The sequence below is a fragment of the Paenibacillus kribbensis genome (assembly GCF_002240415.1).
In the GTDB taxonomy this organism is placed as follows: domain Bacteria; phylum Bacillota; class Bacilli; order Paenibacillales; family Paenibacillaceae; genus Paenibacillus; species Paenibacillus kribbensis.
The window spans coordinates 2,572,627-2,589,758 of record NZ_CP020028.1 but is presented as its reverse complement, the minus strand read 5'-3'; the positions used below and the strand labels follow the sequence as shown (position 1 = coordinate 2,589,758).

Sequence of the window (17,132 nt, the reverse complement as noted above, 5' to 3'; positions counted from 1 at the left end):
ATTACTGTCCTCCTGTAGCTAACGTCATAATGTTTTCTTGTGTGGCTTCTTCCCTGCTCAGCTCTCCACTGATCTTTCCCTCATGCACCACGACAATACGGTCGCTCATGCCGAGTATCTCGGGGAGCTCTGAGGATACCATGATAATGGCGACTCCGCGTTCAGTCAGTTCGTTCATTAATTGGTAAATTTCTCGTTTGGCCCCCACATCCACGCCTCTCGTTGGTTCATCGAGGATAAGAACGTTTGGTCCAATGCCTACCCATTTGGCGATAACTACCTTTTGCTGATTCCCACCTGACAGACTGCGGACAGGCGTTTCGCCCGACTGGGTTTTAATTTGTAAGCGCTTAATTAATGTATTAACAAAATCCAGCTCTTTTTTGTCTGAAATCAATCCTTTTGAAGTAAAGCTAAACAGATTGGGCAGCACCATGTTTTCCCTGATCGAAAAATCCAGCACCAAACCTTCATCTTTACGGTCTTCAGTAATGAAGCCAATTCCCAACTTCACCGCATCATCCGGCTTGCGAATAGACACCTTTTTTCCACGTACATGTATTTCTCCGCTGTCCAAAGTATCCAGTCCAAAAAGTGCCCGCATGATTTCGGTCCGTCCCGAGCCCATCAAACCTGAGAAACCTACAATTTCACCTGATCTTACCGAAAAATTCACATTTTCAAACAGACCTTTATGCGAGGCATTTTTGACCTCCAATACCACGTCCCCCAAAGCAGGCGTTCTTACCGGGTAGCGTTCGGTCAGCTCTCTTCCGACCATCTTACGTACAACCTCATCAAAATTGGTATCTGGAATGGCTTGGGTATCCACTGTTTTCCCGTCACGCATGACGGTAATACGGTCGCAGATCGCAAATATCTCCTCCATCCGGTGTGATATATATACAATTGAAACGCCATCCTTTTTCAAGGAAGCAATAACCTCAAACAGCTTTTGAATTTCCCGTTCGGTTAAAGCGGCTGTTGGTTCATCCATCACGATAACTTTTGCATCCGTCATCAGTGCTTTGGCTATTTCAATCATCTGCTGTTGACCTACAGAGCAATCGCCTGCCTCACCATTCAAGGGAAGATTTACTGCAAGCTTAGCGAATTGCGCGTTTGCTAACGCTTTCATTTTAGTACTGTTCAGTAATCCCCACTTGGATGTCATTTCCTTGCCGATAAACAGATTTTCCAGCACCGTCATCTCCGGCCACACATTCAATTCCTGATGAATAAAAGCAATTCCCTTTTGCTCGGCCTCCTTGGGATTAGTAAAATACGTTTCCTGACCGTCGATCGTGATCGTTCCCTCATCACGCTGGTGCAATCCAATTAAAATATTCATCAGCGTTGATTTGCCTGCGCCATTTTCACCCATGAGGGCATGTACTTCTCCTTCACGGAGATCAAAATCTACTCCACTCAGCACCTGATTGGTTCCAAAGGATTTGTGAATTCCCTTCATTTGAATCTGCATGCTGCACCCTCCTTTTTATTCAAAAAATATCTTAGCCAAAATGGATTATCCAAAGTTAACCCCTGCCTGTAAAATACAATTAGCATACGGCTTGGCTTCACCTGTGCGAATGATCGCCTTGGCATGCCGGGTCAGCTCCTTGAATTGTTCATGCGAGCAAAATTCAATGACTGCAGGTTGTGCCGCAAGCTGCAGATTTTCTGATTGCTCCCCTGAAAACGTACGGGTAATCTGCTGTAATGCCCGTTCATTTTCATGTTTGATTTCTTCAGCCAACGTCACCTTTTCGATTACCATATCCGCAGCGATGACATCTACGACGTCCTGAAAAGAGGGAACACCCAGCTTAAGGGCCAAATCAATTTTGGGAACGCCTTCAGGAACAGGCAGACCGGCATCGGCCACGACAATATAGTCCGTGTGGCCGAGATCCGACAAAATTTTGGATATATGACTGTTCAGGATTCCATGTTTTTTCATATTATAATTGCTCCTCCACTTCACGTCGGGTCGGCATACCACCCTGGGCTCCAAATTTGGTAACGGACAATGAAGCAGCACGATTAGCGAATTTCACACTGTCAGCCAGCGATTTTCCTTCAGCCAGTGCCACCGCAAATGCAGCGTTGAATGTATCACCTGCACCGGTGGTATCAACAGCCTCTACTTTATAAGTAGGAACCACTACTTCCTGTTCTCCGTCGAAAAACCGTACTCCATTGCTGCCCTCCGTAACAAACAGCTTGTTCGGATATTTGCGCAGGGCCTCTTGAAGGCTCAAGTCCTTGAACATGATGGCAGCTTCATGCTCATTTGGCGTAATGTATGTCGCATTCTCAATCACGCTGGCCTCTACTTCACGTGCCGGAGCAGGATTGAACAAGAACGGTATTTGGTACTTTGCGCACATTTCGCTTACATAAACGACCGTTTCCGCCGGTATTTCCTGTTGTACCAGCACCATATCCGAGCTTCGGATGACATCAAGTGCTTCTTCCACATAGGCGGGTGTCACTTCGTTATTGGCTGCCTTGACCATAATAATACTGTTATCGCCCTCAGCCAGTATAATATGTGCAGTGCCGCTCTCCATATGTGTAACCGGTTTCACATAGCCGATATGGACATGATTTTCTTCGAAATTCCGTAAAATCTGTTGTCCGAATTGGTCATCTCCTACACGTCCAATCATCGTTACGTCCGCTCCGAGACGGGCTGCAGCTACTGCCTGATTAGCGCCTTTGCCCCCAGGCACGGTTGTAAAGCTTTCGCCGAGTACAGTTTCTCCTGCACCAGGGCGCTTCGATGAAGTGACTACAAGATCCATTGTACTGCTTCCAATAATCAAAATTTTAGCCATGAAAATCCACCTTTCTCGTCGTTGCCCGTTCGATGAATTTGACGGGCAACTGAATGCTTGAATAGGATATGCTTGAATGAGGTTGGCGCATGCTTGACTTCGTTGCTTGCGATTGCTCAATCAGTTGAATCAGCAAACCTGCCGCTTCCCAGCCCATTTCATAAGCAGGCTGGCGAATCGTTGACAAAGGCGGGAACAGCAAGCTGCTTAATGGTATATCATCAAACCCGATAATTTGAACATCATCCGGGATTTTTTTCCCTAATCGATGTGCCTCATGCATCACCGCTGTAGCCACAATATCGTTACTGGCGATAACCCCGTCCGTATCCGGATGCTTGCTAAACAGCTCTTTGGCCCACGATTCCGCATCCTTGAACGAAAAGGACGTTGTTTCGACGACATGATAAGTAATGTTCAATTGCTGAAGTTCTTCAACCGCTCCACGAAAACGATCCTGCGCCGGACGAATATGTGCGGGACCCTGCAAGACTGTAATTTGTTTGCTGCCACGGGCAACCATTTCCTGAGCCGCCAATCGACCACCATGGGCCCCATCTGCAAATACGGAAAGGCTGTCACTGGAAGTCCGGTCAAGAAAAACGACAGGAATTTTCAGCTTGGCATAGCAGTCGGCGTCTGGATCATTGGTAGATGAAATGACTCCAACAACATTATTTTGCGTAAACGTGTCCATGTAATCCAGTTCTTTTTGGCGATCTTCATCGCTGTTGCCAAAAATAATTCGAAAATCATTTTCCTGCATTCGATCCTCCACCCCGCGAGCCAGCAAGGGAAAGTAAGGATTCGTAATGTCTGGCAAAAGCAGACCAATTAATCTGGATTTCTTTTTATACAAAGAACGAGCGACCTCGTTAGGCTTGTAATTCAGCTGCTTAACAGCCGCCTCAACCTTCCGGCGTGTGTCCTCATGCACATAGCCTGTTTCATTAATAACTCTGGATACGGTCGCTACAGAAACACCTGCAAAGCTGGCGACCTGTTTAATTGTTGTCATAATGTAGTTTCAACTCCAATGTGTAACCGGTTACAGGTATAAAATATCACAGTAATTGTTTTTTGACAAGTATTAAATATTTGCACATTAAACGCCGTGGGCTTATAATCCATATTGTAACCAAATAAGTTTCATCTTTGATACACATTGTAAAAGTGAGCTGACTCATTTCCGCTTACTCAATAAAACATGGAGGCTTTTCCTTATGAATATTGAAGTTTGGTCAGATTTTATGTGCCCGTTCTGTTATATCGGCAAACGCCGTTTGGAACAAGTGCTGCAGCAATTCCCACACCGCGATGAGGTAAAATTAACATTTAAGAGCTTTGAACTGAACCCGGATGCTGTAAAAGATAGCGGCAAAACGATTAATGAAGAGCTGTCAGCTAAATATGGCGTCAGTCTGCAAGAAGCACAAGCGATGAATGACCGTATGAACGAAAATGCACGCTCTGCAGGTTTGGAATACAATATTCACGCGATGGTGCCGACCAACTCTCTTGATGCTCACCGTTTGACACATTGGGCTCAAACACAGGGCAAAATGCTGGAGCTGAGCGAGCGTTTATTCCAGGCTGTCTTTATAGAAGGCAAGCATACCGGCGACCATGAAGTGCTGGCGGCATTGGCTGCCGAGGTAGGTTTGGATCAGAAAGAAGCTGCTGCTATATTGGCCAGTGACCGCTTTACGGATGAAGTTCGTGCCGATGAAGCCGAAGGCGCTGAGTTGGGCGTTCGCGGTGTGCCGTTCTTTGTGTTTGATCGGAAATTTGCGGTTTCGGGCGCTCAGCCGGAGGAAGTGTTCCATGATGCTCTGCAAAAAGCATGGAGCGAACGTTCTCCATTTACGATGGTAAGCGCAGACTCCTCCGAACATGATGCAGGCGGTGTTTGTACTGACGACGGTTGTGAAATTCCTCGCCAGAAATAAAACTTCAAAAAAAGCGTGCCTAACAGCCGATGAACTTCGCTGCTGGCACGCTTCTTTATTTATAACGATTTAATCATTCCGCCATCAACAAGAATGGTACTGCCTGTCAAATAGGATGAAGCTGTCGACGCCAGAAAAGCAACGACTTTACCAAACTCCTCAGGCTCCCCATATCGTCCCAACGGAATGCCCTCTTCTGCTTGCCTGCGAACCTGATCTGCCGTCTGGGAAGTTTTCTCTGCCCGATGCTCGTCCAGGCTGCGAACACGATCTGTTGCAATTCTCCCAGGTGCTACAGTATGTACCAGAATATTGTAAGGAGCTAATTCCATAGACAATGTTTTTGCCAGTCCAGCGACCCCAGTACGCAGCGTATTCGAGATAATCAGGCCAGGAATCGGCTGCTTCACCGAAGAAGAGGCAATATTTAAAATCCTGCCGCTTTGCTGTTTTTTCATATATGGCAGAGCCTCGCGAATCAACCGGATATGACTAAGTAAATTTTGCTCAAAGGCCTGCAGCCAAACTTCATCCGTAAAGTCATCAAATGTTCCCGCAGGAGGCCCACCCGCATTGTTAACCAAAATATCGATGGTACCATACAAATCCACTGTGCGGCGGATGGCCTTGGAAATATGCTCTGGTTTCGTTACATCACAAACTACATATTCAACCCGTCCACTCGCTGTTGCCTGTAATTCGGCCTGTGTCCGCTGAAGCTCGGCTTCGTTCCGTCCTGAAATCACGACATTCGCTCCTTCACGCGCCAGTTCCCGTGCGCTTGCCTTGCCAAGCCCTTTACTGGAACCCGCAACAAAGGCAGCCTTTCCCGTTAATCCCAAATCCATGTTTGCCACTTCCTTTTCTCTGTTATCTCAATTTAATTGTACACATGCCGAGCATGTAATGCGAGTAACCTTTCCTTTTGAACACAGATAGAAAAGGCTCTGACGATTTAGTCAAGAGCCTTTTCGCTATTACAAAAATTTGTGTTCACAGCACATTAGGGTGTTGATGTAGGTGTTGATGTAGGCGTTAATGTTGTTGGCTGCTCGTATATGACAACGGACTGGCTCTCAGGCTCCCATTTAACATTGGCTCCCAAGGCCTCTACGATTACCCTTACAGGGACCATTGTCGTCCCGTCCACTATGGATGCCGGCTGCTCGATAGAATACGACTGACCGTTAATATATACGTTGGAGCTGTTAACAATTAATTTGACAGTTACGCCGTTACGAGTGACAATAACAGCCTTTTCTTTCGGATCCCAGGCAACCTTCGCATCCAAGGCTTCGGAAGCTGTTCTAAACGGAACCAGTGTGGTTCCATTGCGATTAATCGGTTTGGTGTCGTATTGCTTACCGTTCACGAACAGCTTCATACCTGACTGCACTCCAGCTTTCTTCGAGAACTCACCTAGCTTTTTGTAGCTGTCCAGATCAGTTACATCAGCCAGCACCGCTTCCTCTTGCATGTAAACAGCATCTGTTACATTTCCATTTTGGGCCAGCAGATCAGCTGCCTCAGTCAGTGCTTTACCTGAATTCCGGATCAATTCGAGTTCAGCAATCTGCTCCTGAGTCAATCGGTCCGGGTATTTCGTAAGCAGCAGGTTCGCAATAACCGCTCCTGCCGGCTTATCCTTCGTATTTTCTACCGCTTTAAGCAGCCCCTTGTACCCGTTGTGTCCCTTGTGACCTTTGAACTCCCCGTATGTATCATACGTTACTGCAGCAGGTGCAGCTTCACCCTTTTTTCCAGATGCTTTATCGTTAGGATTTTTGGACTGATCATTGTCTGAGTCATGAGGTTTGCTTACCTTTTCCCTGCTCTTTTCATTCACGTCTTTAACAGACGTCTTTGCTTCCTGCCTGTTCTCTTGACCATTTCCGCGCCCCTGTTTGGCTGCAGCAGTTCCTGCTGTCAATCCCAAGACTAGTATACACGCTAATAAGGCTGTCCAAGTGTTTCTCATGATGCGATTCCTCCTTATAGTAAGACCGGGCTCCAATGTCCCTAGATGTATTAACGGCTTCTATAAGCTGATTCTTTATCTTTTTTTAACTAATGGGTGAAACGCCGTGAGAGCTGCAGCGCAGATTGCCAATCCAGTCTAAAATTTTAATATACGCCTGACCGATTTCCACAGTATAATGGAATTTACACATGCATTTTTAAGCATTAGCCCTTACATTCGCATAATAGAAAGAAGATGAAACAGACATGTTTGGCACCATACTTTTGGACGTTGTTTTACCTATTTTTGTACTCATTGGCTTGGGATGCATCATGCAATATTATTTCCGACTGGATTTGTACACCTTGGCTAAAATCAATTTTTACTACATCACCCCTGCGGTAGTGTTTACGGGCCTTTATAATTCGGAAATATCCTTGATGCTCATGGGTGAGGTTTCGCTTTTTTACGCCTTATACATAGCTATTCTGTACGTGATCAGCACAACCGTCGCCCGATCTCTGAAATACAGCCCCGGAATGCGTGGAGCATTTACAAACAGTGTTATGCTAGATAATTCAGGAAATTATGGGCTGCCAATCAACCAATTGGTGTTTAAGGGTGATCCACTGGCTATTTCCGTTCAAGCTCTGATCATGACCTTTCAAAGCTTTGTTACGTTTACATACGGTACATTTGTTGTACAAAGTGGCAAGGCCAATACCCGAAAGATTTTAATTAATTTTTTGAAAATGCCTGTCCCCTACGCGCTGGCGCTGGGCTTGCTGCTGAATGTGCTGCATAGTCCATTGCCCCATTTACTAACTGAGCCTTTGAATTATATCAGCCAGTCGATGGTTGCCGTTGCTCTGCTTACTTTGGGGGCGCAAATTGTGCAATATCCCTTCCGTTTGCGCCGTACAGCCGTGTATATCAGTATGGTACTGCGCCTGATCGCAGGTCCCATAGTCGGTTTTCTGATTGTATCGCTGCTTGGTCTCAAAGGAATTCCGGCTCAGGCACTGCTCATTGCATCCGGTATGCCTACTGGCGTGAATACAAGTATTCTGGCGGAAGAATATAAAAATGAACCTGATTTTGCCGCACAAACGGTATTGCTTTCTACGATTGTGAATGTCATAACGATGACCCTGTTGATTTACGCATCCCGGTACCTTGTATGACGGTCATTCCCATTCCACAGTTTAAACGCCTTTTTCGAACGAGGGCGTTTCTTATTCACCAATTAAAGAACATATGTTCTATCTTCTTCTTTTTCTTATGGCGGATGTGTGTTTTATGGAGATATGGGGCAACAAGAGACGGTTTTTCTATTTTGAATTTTTCATATAGTGAAATAGTTATTATAGAATCTGCAACCGCCTCTTTATACATTAGTAAGACATTTTCTTTTAAAAAACGATTTTTAGCGTTTGACGTGGGCATCCGGCGCTTTATCCGATACGAGATTCAAAACAATATTGTGCTCCAGAAGCGCCTTCAGTCCGCAAAGGACAATTGTAAAGCCCTCCGTTGACACTATGGCTTGCTTTACAATGTCATCACCATCGCCTTTAAATCCGGTGTTGGTAATCGTAACGAGCGTTTCATTCTCCGTCCGGGAAGCAAATATCCATTCGACTGTGGTGCCAAATTCGATGAGGATTCGCTTGTTTTCCTCCACTTCCTTTACCTCTACGTTTGCGGAAACGCCGTACATCTCCCAATCCCATCGAACACATTCTCCCGTTTTTAAGCTTCCGCTGCTTTTGGTGAACCAGAATTTTGTGGTAACCGCAGGGTCGATAAAAGCCTCGAACACCTCTTTTACCGGTTTTCTAATCAACATTTCCGCCTTTGCTGCTGGTTGATGACTTAAGGTTAGCTTCATCATTTCATCCTTTCTGTGCGTCTGATGGCTCGCTAGCTTGATACTTTCTTATTTTGTCTCGTTCAAAAGCTGTACATGCACCAACAAGTTTACCGTCCGAAGCCTGCAATAATGGCTGGACAGCAAAAAGCCAGCTCACTCATACAGAGTGGCTGGCTTCATTGCAAGCTTTAAACAGTTGCAGGACTCGCAAGGCTTATTGCTGAAAAATTAGCCTTGTGTGCATCCAAGATATGTCTAACTAGATTTACGGTTCAATTCCCCACTGTTTGCTGCCAGATAAATAAGCAGTTATTTTGCTTGAATCCTTCATGCTGTTTGATGCACTGTCAAAGGAATAATCATCAAATTGTGAGTAGTTGGTCCAATCCACCTTGGATATCCGAGTTTGCAGCTCGACACTTTGACCAGGCTCCAAATAACCTGCTGTAGATTTAAAGCCGATTTCCGCGTAAGTATCCGCTCCTGTTTTTGGATCGGACATCTTTTTAAAGCTGGCGAATACATTGGATGCGCCGTAGTTAGACCAATCCGTGAAGAAATTCAAAGCTTTCTCCCCGTTCACGGTAAAGTAATAGCGCAGCGTCACATCCGCTAATGAGACGCGAGAAGTGCCTGTGTTAAAGATTTTAATTCTAGGATTAATTGTATTTGTTGTATCCATCAAATTGCCATTGTATGCCTGTACCTTCAGAACGCCCTGCTCTGTTCCAGGCTCAGTGCCTGGGTCCGTTCCTGGATCTGTTCCCGGATCAGCACCTGGGTCCGTTCCTGGATCTGTTCCCGGGTCACTAGGCGTGTTGTCCTTCACTGTAACGACAAATTGAGCATCGCCACCTGTATTGAAATGGAACGTCAATGATGTGTTTCCTTTTGGAAGTGTGGACAAATACTTACTGGAGAGGATTACCTTTTCGCCGTCTAGTTTATAATCCTCATCTTTCTTTAATACCTTGCTGCCCTGCTGGATTTCATCCAGCGTATTGCCATTCAGTGTAAGCTTGACAGAAATATCAGCATAACTGCCGTCCGGCCCATAGGTTGCAGCCGTAGGGGTAATCGTGGACTGAGCCGGAGCCTCTTCGCCGCTCAAGCGGTCCGCCACGAGAATTCCACGTCCATTGGTTCCCAGATACGCACGTCCGTATACCCGAGGGTCGCCGATAATCGTCGTCACCCGTGCGTACTGGTGTTCGTCATCATTAATGCGCACCCAGTTCGCGCCGCTATCATCCGATCGGTAAAATCCACGTACACCATCGATTTTGCCGACGATGAATACGGCCGCATTGGTACGGTTCGGAGCCGCTTTGCCGAAGCCGACAAAGTCTGCTTGCTCAACATTATCCAGCTTGGTGAAGGTGACGCCGGAATCCTTGGAATGCCACAAGCCATAAGACCCTCCATCCTCGGAGCCCCCGGCGAGCCACACGTCTCCTTCCACACCACGGACAGCACCGATATCCGCATTGCCTTGGGATGGCAATCCAGTTGCCGCAGATGCCTTGAAGGAAGCCCCTCCATCCGTGCTCGTATATACTTTTCCGGCTGCAAATGCGTAGTATTTGTTCGGGTTCACCCGGTCAGAGGCGATCTTGGCATTTGCCGGAACACCTGTGCTCGCTGTCCACGAATTACCGGATGTCTTGGAGTAAAATACTCCTTTGTCCGATGTGCTCCAGAGCAAGCTGTTGCCATCAGCAGCTACGGCAATGCTGCCTCCTCCTGCAGTGCCGGAAGGCTCGCTGTTCGCTTTATACCAGTTCGCTCCGCCATCATGGGAGAATCCGATGGATTTGGCATTTGGATCTTTTTTGTAATCCGCCTTGCCAACCCGTGCCATAAAGCCGGGATTTGACTCTGAATAATCTATGCTTTCGCTGCTTGTAAAGGTCGGGTTATCCAGCATTTTAGCTGGAGCCTTGAACAAGTCATCATGTCTAAAGCCGGAGACATCACCGACTCCGCTCACCAAAGGGGCACCGCTTGGAGGACTCACCAGATCCAGAATGGCCGTTTCCTCTATACCCTTGGCTGCCACCGAAATGTCAATCTTTCCGCCTTTATCCCAGTTGGTCAGATTTTTGGAGCCATAAATTGTAGCCCCCGTACCATACATCATACGGTCTGAATTGAATGGGTCAATCTCCAGATCACCGACCATCCAACCAAGCTTCGGAGATACCTCAGGCGGGGCAGGAATCGTATTAAAGGTCAGCCAAGGCGCGGCTGTAATATCCTGATTGTATCTCATCTTGCGATTTGGATAATATTCGAATTCCCAAATGGGGCTCCAGGTTGCCCCGCTGTCTGTGCTGCGATAAATTTGTGCATCCGGCCACCAGGAATTCAGCGTAGACACCATCAGAGTACCTGGCTTCTGCGCATCCACTGCCAATCCGCCATATCCAAAATAATCGTCCGAACTGCTGCTGGCGACAGGACTTATATCGGTCCATTGCCCGCTGGCGGTATTCAATTTCCACACTTCACCTTTTGTCCCGTCATAAGGGCCGGCTCCATCACTATACGTAATGTACAAATTTCCGTCCGAGGACAAAACACCATGATGCGGCAAATAACCTGTTGGTTGTCCCGCTACAGCAGACCAGGTCTTCCCGCCATCCGTACTGCGGTACACACTTTCCTTCTTATCGGCTACACCTACATAAATCGTCTGAGTCGCTTTGTCGGATGAGCCTGTTTTTTTATCAAATGTAATCCAGGCCAAGCCAATGTTATCACTGGTATACTCATTTGAAGGGTCTTGCACGAAGTCGCCAGGATTCGGGAAGCTGGTCACCTTGCTCCAGGTCACCCCGTAATCATCACTTCTCCACAAACCATTGCCGCTGCGTGCCCCGAAGAACAAAATATTGTTCTTATTCGGGTCAATCGTCAGCCGTTCACCCATCGAACGTCCCGGCATATTACCCCCGACCTTAAAAGGAAGCTTGGTTGTCTGCCACGTATTGCCCCGGTCGGTCGAACGCATAATTTGCCCATTTTCCTTGTCCCAGGAATTGGTATACGTACCTGTGGCAATATATACCCGATTGGGATCGACAGGGTCGGTAGCCAGCGCGTCTACCCCATTTTTGTTCCAGTCATCCCAGCCAACAGAATCCGTCAGCGGAATCCAGCTCTCTTTGGCAGCATCCCAGCGGTAAGCCCCTCCGATATCCGTACGGGCATATATCAGATCCTTTTCCTTTTCATTAAAAATAATACCGGGCACAAACCCGCCGCCTCCGCCTGTAACTACACTCTTCCAGCTGTACTCATCGCTTGTTGGTGCCGCATGCACCTGCGCTGCCATCCCCGGCCAGGAAGCTCCTGCGATCATGAGCGCCAGACACGCAACTCCTAATTTGTTTTTTGCCTTTTTCAATGAATGCCATCCTCTCTTTCGTTTGAACATACGTCATACCTGCTGTCAAAAATTAGCCAATTCGATCCTCCGTTTCAACTCGTTTCAGCCCACAACTCAAACTGACTTCTTCCGCCTTCACCTCCAATCATGCAATGAAATAATAAAAAGAAGTCACCAATTAAGCCTTTCCTTTCCAAATAAGGGCTTACATTGTGCATCTCATTCAATACATTCGTCATTTTTCTGTTATTTCCTTGTGTAAAAATTCAAGAATATGTAATATTACCTATATAATTTATGTACTTTTACTCCTGCTAAATCGCTCCATTTACCGCTTATTCCATCTGTTTTTTTCTATTTATAATTTTTCATATATTGAAATAATCATTTAGTTTTCTTGTTTTTGCATATGTCAAAATTCCTCGATAAATGCCAAAAAACCGCGCATAGCGCGGTTTAAGCGATTTTCGGCCGCAGCTGATGCCCCGGCAGGATTTAATTAATTCCATATTATTACATATACTCAAGCGCTAATGCTAAAAAAATGCTGCCTGCCACCAGCAGAGCACGCTCATCGAAATCAAAATGAGGATGGTGATTGACAACAAAAAAAGAGCCGCTGGATCATCGCCTCGACTCTTTTTGTTCATAGTATATTATTATGAATTTTTCATGTATTGAAAAACTGACTTATATTCCCTCGTACGGGATGTGTCTGTTCCCTGTAATCCCCGTTCGTATAGCGATCAATCACCTTGCGCCAAAAGGATTGTGCCGGTCTATTCGTGCTCATCTGTGTCACCTTCCAACGCCCGGCAAAACGTCCAAACAGCTCATGAGCTGCCCAGGTTCCGACGCCATTATGCCGATAAGGACGAAGCACAAAAAACTCAGCCATATAGTAGTCAGCCTCCCGATTGCTGGACATTCGGTCAACCAGCGCAAAGCCCACAGGAATATCCTGTCTCCATATTAAAAAAGGCAGCTTCTGTTCGCCACTCGTCCAGTATTGATACAAATCCGGGTAAGCCGGGAATGTACCTTTCTCAGTAACATCAATTCGAAGATAGGCTGTAAAATCATATAAATAAAATTGCATGAGCTGGACAATAATGTCCTTCTGCGACTCTGGTACACTTTTTATGGACAGCTTAAGTTCGGATTTGATATTATACCCCATACTTTCCCCCCTCTTGGCGGTTCCGTGCATTCTTTACTTTGGTTACATCCCATCCAGTACTGTTCAAAATATGTTAAAATACATATATATTATGACCGGACGAGGTGGAACCCAATGAATATACAAAAGATCATCGACCGGCGCAAACTGGATGAAAAAATGCCGGATCTACCGTGGTACGTACAGCAATTTATGGATTACAAGCTTCCCGACCTATCCCCCTCTACCCTTCTGGAATATGTACGGGATTATGAAGCTTTTTTTTCATGGCTTCGCTCGGAAGGCTTGTCTGCCGGAGAAACGAACGCCCAAGTTACGCTGGAAGAATTAGAGACACTTCATATGGACAGCATTACAGGTTTTCGTTTGTTCCTGTCCACTAAACGCGAAGGCTCCAACTCCCGCATTACGATTTCACGCAAGCTATCGTCTCTCCGTTCCCTCTTTCATTATTTAAGCCAGATCGCTGAGGATGAAAATTTTTATCCGTTGCTCAAACGCAACATTATGGCCAAGGTGGAAATCAAGCGCATACATAAACCCAAGGATACAGCCGCCAAGCTCAAGGGAAAAATATTGGAAGAGGAAGAGCTGCTAGAATTTATCGGCTATATTTATGAAGGCTATGGACACGATCTGGCCGACAACAAGCAGGCGCTTTACTCCTATGAGCTGAATAAGGAACGGGATGCCTGTATCGCCAGTCTCATTTTGAACTCGGGTCTGCGCGTGTCCGAAATCGTCAATCTGAACATGGATGATCTGGATCTAAACAATAAATTACTATACGTGTACCGCAAAGGCAATAACGATGAAACGTTTAAAACACCGGTGTATTTCCGCGAGCAGTCCAAGGATGATCTTGTACTCTATTTGTCACTAAGACACACCCGTTACCGTGCTCCAAAAAAAGAAAAAGCTCTCTTTGTAGCACGACCCAACGGCAGCACGGAGGGCAAACGGATGACCAAAAGAGCGATTCAGGCGATGATCATCAAGTACGCCAAACGGTTCGGCAAGCCTTACCTGACCGTTCACAAGCTCCGCCATTCGTTTGCCACCGACTATTATTTGCAAAATGATATCTACAAAACCAAGGAACAACTCGGGCACGCTTCGACAGAAACGACTGAAGTCTATGCCCACCTGACCGACAAAACCATGTCTCAAGCGATTGAACGGCGGCTGGAGTCTCAAGCTGAATCATCCGATTGATGTCTCAGTTTCGTTCATCCGGTGCATCTTCACTTTGCTGCTGAATCTGACCAATTAGCCAGCGACCTGCCTGGTCGTTGGCATTGGCAGCAAATATTTGTACCGTTTTGTCCGAATAGTGATCTTGAGCCCATTCCATTTGATGCTTCCAAACCGCTACTCCCTGAACATTTGACAGCGTAGCTGCAAGATGGGCATCTGTTGAATCACGTATCATGACGAGCTTGGGGTAATGCTCCTGCTTAAAGCCTTCAAGCAATACACAGTCATAGGCCTGAAAATGCCGAATCAGTCCGCTGACAGGTCGACTCTGCTCTTCTAAAATGGCTGTTCTTCCAGCAGAAACAATAGCCACGCCTTCGGCACCCGCTTGCCGATGCTTGTATGTATCTGTCCCCTCATGATCCATCTCAAACTCATGCCCATCATGCTTGACCACTGCCACGCGCAGCCCGGAATCCCGCAAATAACGAATCAATCCTCCGAGGAAGGTCGTTTTCCCCGTATTTTTGTAACCGACGATCTGACACACATACGGCTGATTCGAATTCACGTTATCTGGCCGCCTTGGAGTACCAATACACGCACCTCTTCTCCAGCACGCAAGCCTTCTGTTGTTGGAGGAACCACGATCAGACAGTCACTGTCCTTTATTGTCACCATAACACTGGATTCATCTGCTTGCGCAGGAATGGCATACACTTGACCGTCGCGTATTTCAAGAGAGCTGCGTACAAAACGGGTAAAATTGTTCACCTTCGTATAATCTGCGCCCAGCCGTACCGTCCAGGTTGGCAAATACGGCTGCTCCGAAGACAGCATCATTTGAATGGTAGGTCGCACAAACAGCTCACAGCCCACAAAGCATGCACCGGGATTGCCCGAAAGCGCAAATAGCAGCTTGCCGTCAATCACGGCGGCTGTTGTCACACTGCCCGGACGCATCGTGACCTTGTTGAACAGCATATCTACGTCCTCCTGGCGAACCAGGTCACCCATAATATCATAATCCCCTACCGATACACCGCCGCTCGTAACGACGATATCATAGGCTGCGATTGCTTCACGTACAGCAGCACGGGCCAGATCAAGCTCATCATGAATAGCTTGCAGGATGAAGGGTTCTCCTCCTGCCTCCCTGATTTGAGATGCCAGCATATATGTATTACTGTTTCGAATTTTTCCCGGTTGTAACGGTTCATCTACCGCAAGCAATTCCGAGCCTGTAGAAAAAACGGCCACCCGTGGCTTCCTGTAAACAGGAACCCGATGTACACCAAAGGTAGCCAAAACCGAGATATGTCCCGGTCCCAGGCAAGTTCCTTTACTGAGCAGGAGCTGTCCTTCCTGAATCTCATGACCAATCGGCGTTACATTTTTGCCGATCTCCATACGCTTCTTCAAGCCGACGTATGTCTGTCCATCTTCCTCGCGCAGCTGTGTTGCCTCCAGCATGACAACGGTGTCGGCTCCCTCTGGTAGTTGTGCTCCCGTCATAATGCGGGCCGCCAAGCCCGTCTCTACCCGCTTGTCCGATACGGAACCGCATGGAATCTCGTCCACGACGCGCAACCAAATCTCCTGACCGGACGAGCAGGCATCGGTGTCCGAGCCCAGAATTGCATACCCGTCCATACCAGAGCGACGAAAACGAGGATACGGATGTGGTGCAGTCAAGTCCATCGCTAAATATCGTTCATGCGCCTGCTCCAGCCCTACCTCCTCCCGTTCTCCCTGTTTGACATGCCCTGCGATTCGGCTCTGTGCCTCATCCACCTGAATCGCTTTACGCTGAAATTTTCCCAAGTCTAATGATGTCTGGTTCATAATGTCACTCCGTTCTTCTATAGTTCCCCTTTCTGTTATAACCCTAAAACCGCTTTCTGGCAAATCGACTTCCTGCTATGAAACAAAAAACAGCCCGGGATCTCTCCCGAGCTGCTTGGGCTGCATGACCATCATCGTCGACTTCGTCGACTGATCTTGCCTGAGCCACTACGTGTTTTAGGCTTGCTGTAGGATTTGCGCGGTGAGCCAAATATGCTGGAACCGTCGCTACCCTGATCACGTGAAATCGAGCCTCTGCTTGGTGAACTGCTGCTGGAGCCTCTGTCAAACAAGCTTCCGCCTGATCCGACCGTGGAGTCTGATCCCTTGCCTCGACGAGTTACCGAGCCCTTTCGCTCCACTGTAATCGGGGGAATAGCTTTCTTTTCCTGCACCGTAGGAGCACGGTATTGCCCCTGAGAAGGCCGGTATACATCTCTGCTGGAGTAGCCCCGGTAAGAACCTGAGCCACGCAACGAATCAAAGAGTGCATCCAGTACAGTTGCCGTTAAGTATCCTTTTAGAAAGCTGGAACTGTAATTTTGTTCGACATACTTTTTACTGTCGACCTCAATTAACGTATCTTCCTTCTTGGCTGGGTCTTGCTGCAAATGGTACCATTCATCGCTATATACCAGAAACATCCGCTCATTGCTCTGCGGCGACATTTGCTCCGGTGTACGCTGCTCTTTCAATTCCTCTGCTACTTCTGGAACCGTTTTGCCAGCGGCCCGGTACACGTATGAGGTTGAGTTTCCGCTACCGCTTACCGATTCCAGCGGGTACGTATCTTTCACATTTGGCGCACCGCAGCCGCTTAGCACGGATACGAACAAGCTCAGCGCCACAATAACCTTTAATGCATACTGCCAGGTGCGTTTGCTCATGTGTAAC

General features: G+C 47.1%; 15 protein-coding genes. 3 read left to right on the top strand and 12 right to left on the bottom strand.

Annotated features, from left to right (window positions below; genetic code table 11):
* Position 1: 1 nt before the first annotated feature.
* From B4V02_RS11715 to B4V02_RS11700, 4 genes are read right to left on the bottom strand one after another with little or no spacing between them, the layout of a single operon-like run.
* The gene (locus tag B4V02_RS11715; RefSeq protein WP_094154889.1) at positions 2-1,483 is read right to left on the bottom strand and encodes a sugar ABC transporter ATP-binding protein; all 1,482 of its coding nucleotides are present in this window, start codon (positions 1,481-1,483) and stop codon (positions 2-4) included.
* A 45-nt stretch (positions 1,484-1,528) separates the two neighbouring features.
* Positions 1,529-1,963, bottom strand: coding sequence for a D-ribose pyranase (rbsD, locus tag B4V02_RS11710; protein WP_094154888.1), 435 nt, complete (start codon positions 1,961-1,963; stop codon positions 1,529-1,531).
* A 1-nt stretch (position 1,964) separates the two neighbouring features.
* Entirely contained in the window at positions 1,965-2,843 is an 879-nt protein-coding gene (gene rbsK / locus B4V02_RS11705; RefSeq protein WP_094154887.1) for a ribokinase, read from the bottom strand.
* Positions 2,836-3,861, bottom strand: a complete 1,026-nt coding sequence (locus B4V02_RS11700; RefSeq protein WP_094154886.1) for a LacI family DNA-binding transcriptional regulator — start codon at positions 3,859-3,861, stop codon at positions 2,836-2,838. The genes rbsK and B4V02_RS11700 overlap by 8 nt, the downstream gene beginning before the upstream one ends.
* 205 nt (positions 3,862-4,066) lie before the next feature.
* Here B4V02_RS11700 and B4V02_RS11695 point away from each other — a divergent pair, with 205 nt between their 5' ends.
* The gene (locus tag B4V02_RS11695) at positions 4,067-4,792 is read left to right on the top strand and encodes a DsbA family oxidoreductase (protein ID WP_094154885.1); all 726 of its coding nucleotides are present in this window, start codon (positions 4,067-4,069) and stop codon (positions 4,790-4,792) included.
* Between the two features lie 59 nt (positions 4,793-4,851).
* Here B4V02_RS11695 and B4V02_RS11690 read toward each other — a convergent pair whose 3' ends face one another.
* Positions 4,852-5,640 carry an SDR family oxidoreductase gene (locus B4V02_RS11690; RefSeq protein ID WP_094154884.1) on the bottom strand — a complete coding sequence of 263 codons (789 nt, stop codon included), beginning with the start codon at positions 5,638-5,640 and terminating at the stop codon, positions 4,852-4,854.
* Between the two features lie 155 nt (positions 5,641-5,795).
* On the bottom strand, positions 5,796-6,770 hold the full coding sequence (locus B4V02_RS11685) for a copper amine oxidase N-terminal domain-containing protein (protein WP_094154883.1): 975 nt from the start codon (positions 6,768-6,770) through the stop codon (positions 5,796-5,798).
* Positions 6,771-7,018: 248 nt separating this feature from the next.
* Here B4V02_RS11685 and B4V02_RS11680 point away from each other — a divergent pair, with 248 nt between their 5' ends.
* Positions 7,019-7,936: an AEC family transporter gene (locus tag B4V02_RS11680; protein WP_094154882.1), complete on the top strand. Its 918-nt coding sequence runs from the start codon at positions 7,019-7,021 to the stop codon at positions 7,934-7,936.
* Between the two features lie 242 nt (positions 7,937-8,178).
* On the opposite strand, the gene B4V02_RS11670 is transcribed toward B4V02_RS11680, so the two are convergent.
* The 3 genes from B4V02_RS11670 to B4V02_RS11660 all read right to left on the bottom strand — a co-directional run bounded on the left by B4V02_RS11670 (position 8,179) and on the right by B4V02_RS11660 (position 13,196).
* A complete protein-coding gene (locus B4V02_RS11670) occupies positions 8,179-8,643 on the bottom strand; it encodes an SRPBCC family protein (RefSeq protein ID WP_094154880.1) in 465 nt (154 codons plus the stop codon).
* Positions 8,644-8,890: 247 nt separating this feature from the next.
* On the bottom strand, positions 8,891-12,034 hold the full coding sequence (locus tag B4V02_RS11665; RefSeq protein ID WP_094154879.1) for a cellulose binding domain-containing protein: 3,144 nt from the start codon (positions 12,032-12,034) through the stop codon (positions 8,891-8,893).
* Between the two features lie 652 nt (positions 12,035-12,686).
* Positions 12,687-13,196: a GNAT family N-acetyltransferase gene (locus tag B4V02_RS11660; RefSeq protein ID WP_007432507.1), complete on the bottom strand. Its 510-nt coding sequence runs from the start codon at positions 13,194-13,196 to the stop codon at positions 12,687-12,689.
* A gap of 114 nt (positions 13,197-13,310) precedes the next feature.
* Here B4V02_RS11660 and xerS point away from each other — a divergent pair, with 114 nt between their 5' ends.
* Positions 13,311-14,411, top strand: a complete 1,101-nt coding sequence (xerS, locus tag B4V02_RS11655; RefSeq protein ID WP_007432508.1) for a tyrosine recombinase XerS — start codon at positions 13,311-13,313, stop codon at positions 14,409-14,411.
* A gap of 4 nt (positions 14,412-14,415) precedes the next feature.
* Here xerS and mobB read toward each other — a convergent pair whose 3' ends face one another.
* The 3 genes from mobB to B4V02_RS11640 form a co-directional block, all read right to left on the bottom strand.
* The gene (gene mobB, locus B4V02_RS11650; RefSeq protein WP_094154878.1) at positions 14,416-14,964 is read right to left on the bottom strand and encodes a molybdopterin-guanine dinucleotide biosynthesis protein B; all 549 of its coding nucleotides are present in this window, start codon (positions 14,962-14,964) and stop codon (positions 14,416-14,418) included.
* Entirely contained in the window at positions 14,961-16,238 is a 1,278-nt protein-coding gene (locus B4V02_RS11645; protein WP_094154877.1) for a molybdopterin molybdotransferase MoeA, read from the bottom strand. The genes mobB and B4V02_RS11645 overlap by 4 nt, the downstream gene beginning before the upstream one ends.
* A 131-nt stretch (positions 16,239-16,369) precedes the next feature.
* Complete coding sequence (locus B4V02_RS11640) at positions 16,370-17,125, bottom strand: DUF4247 domain-containing protein (RefSeq protein WP_094154876.1); 756 nt, start codon at positions 17,123-17,125, stop codon at positions 16,370-16,372.
* Positions 17,126-17,132: the final 7 nt, after the last annotated feature.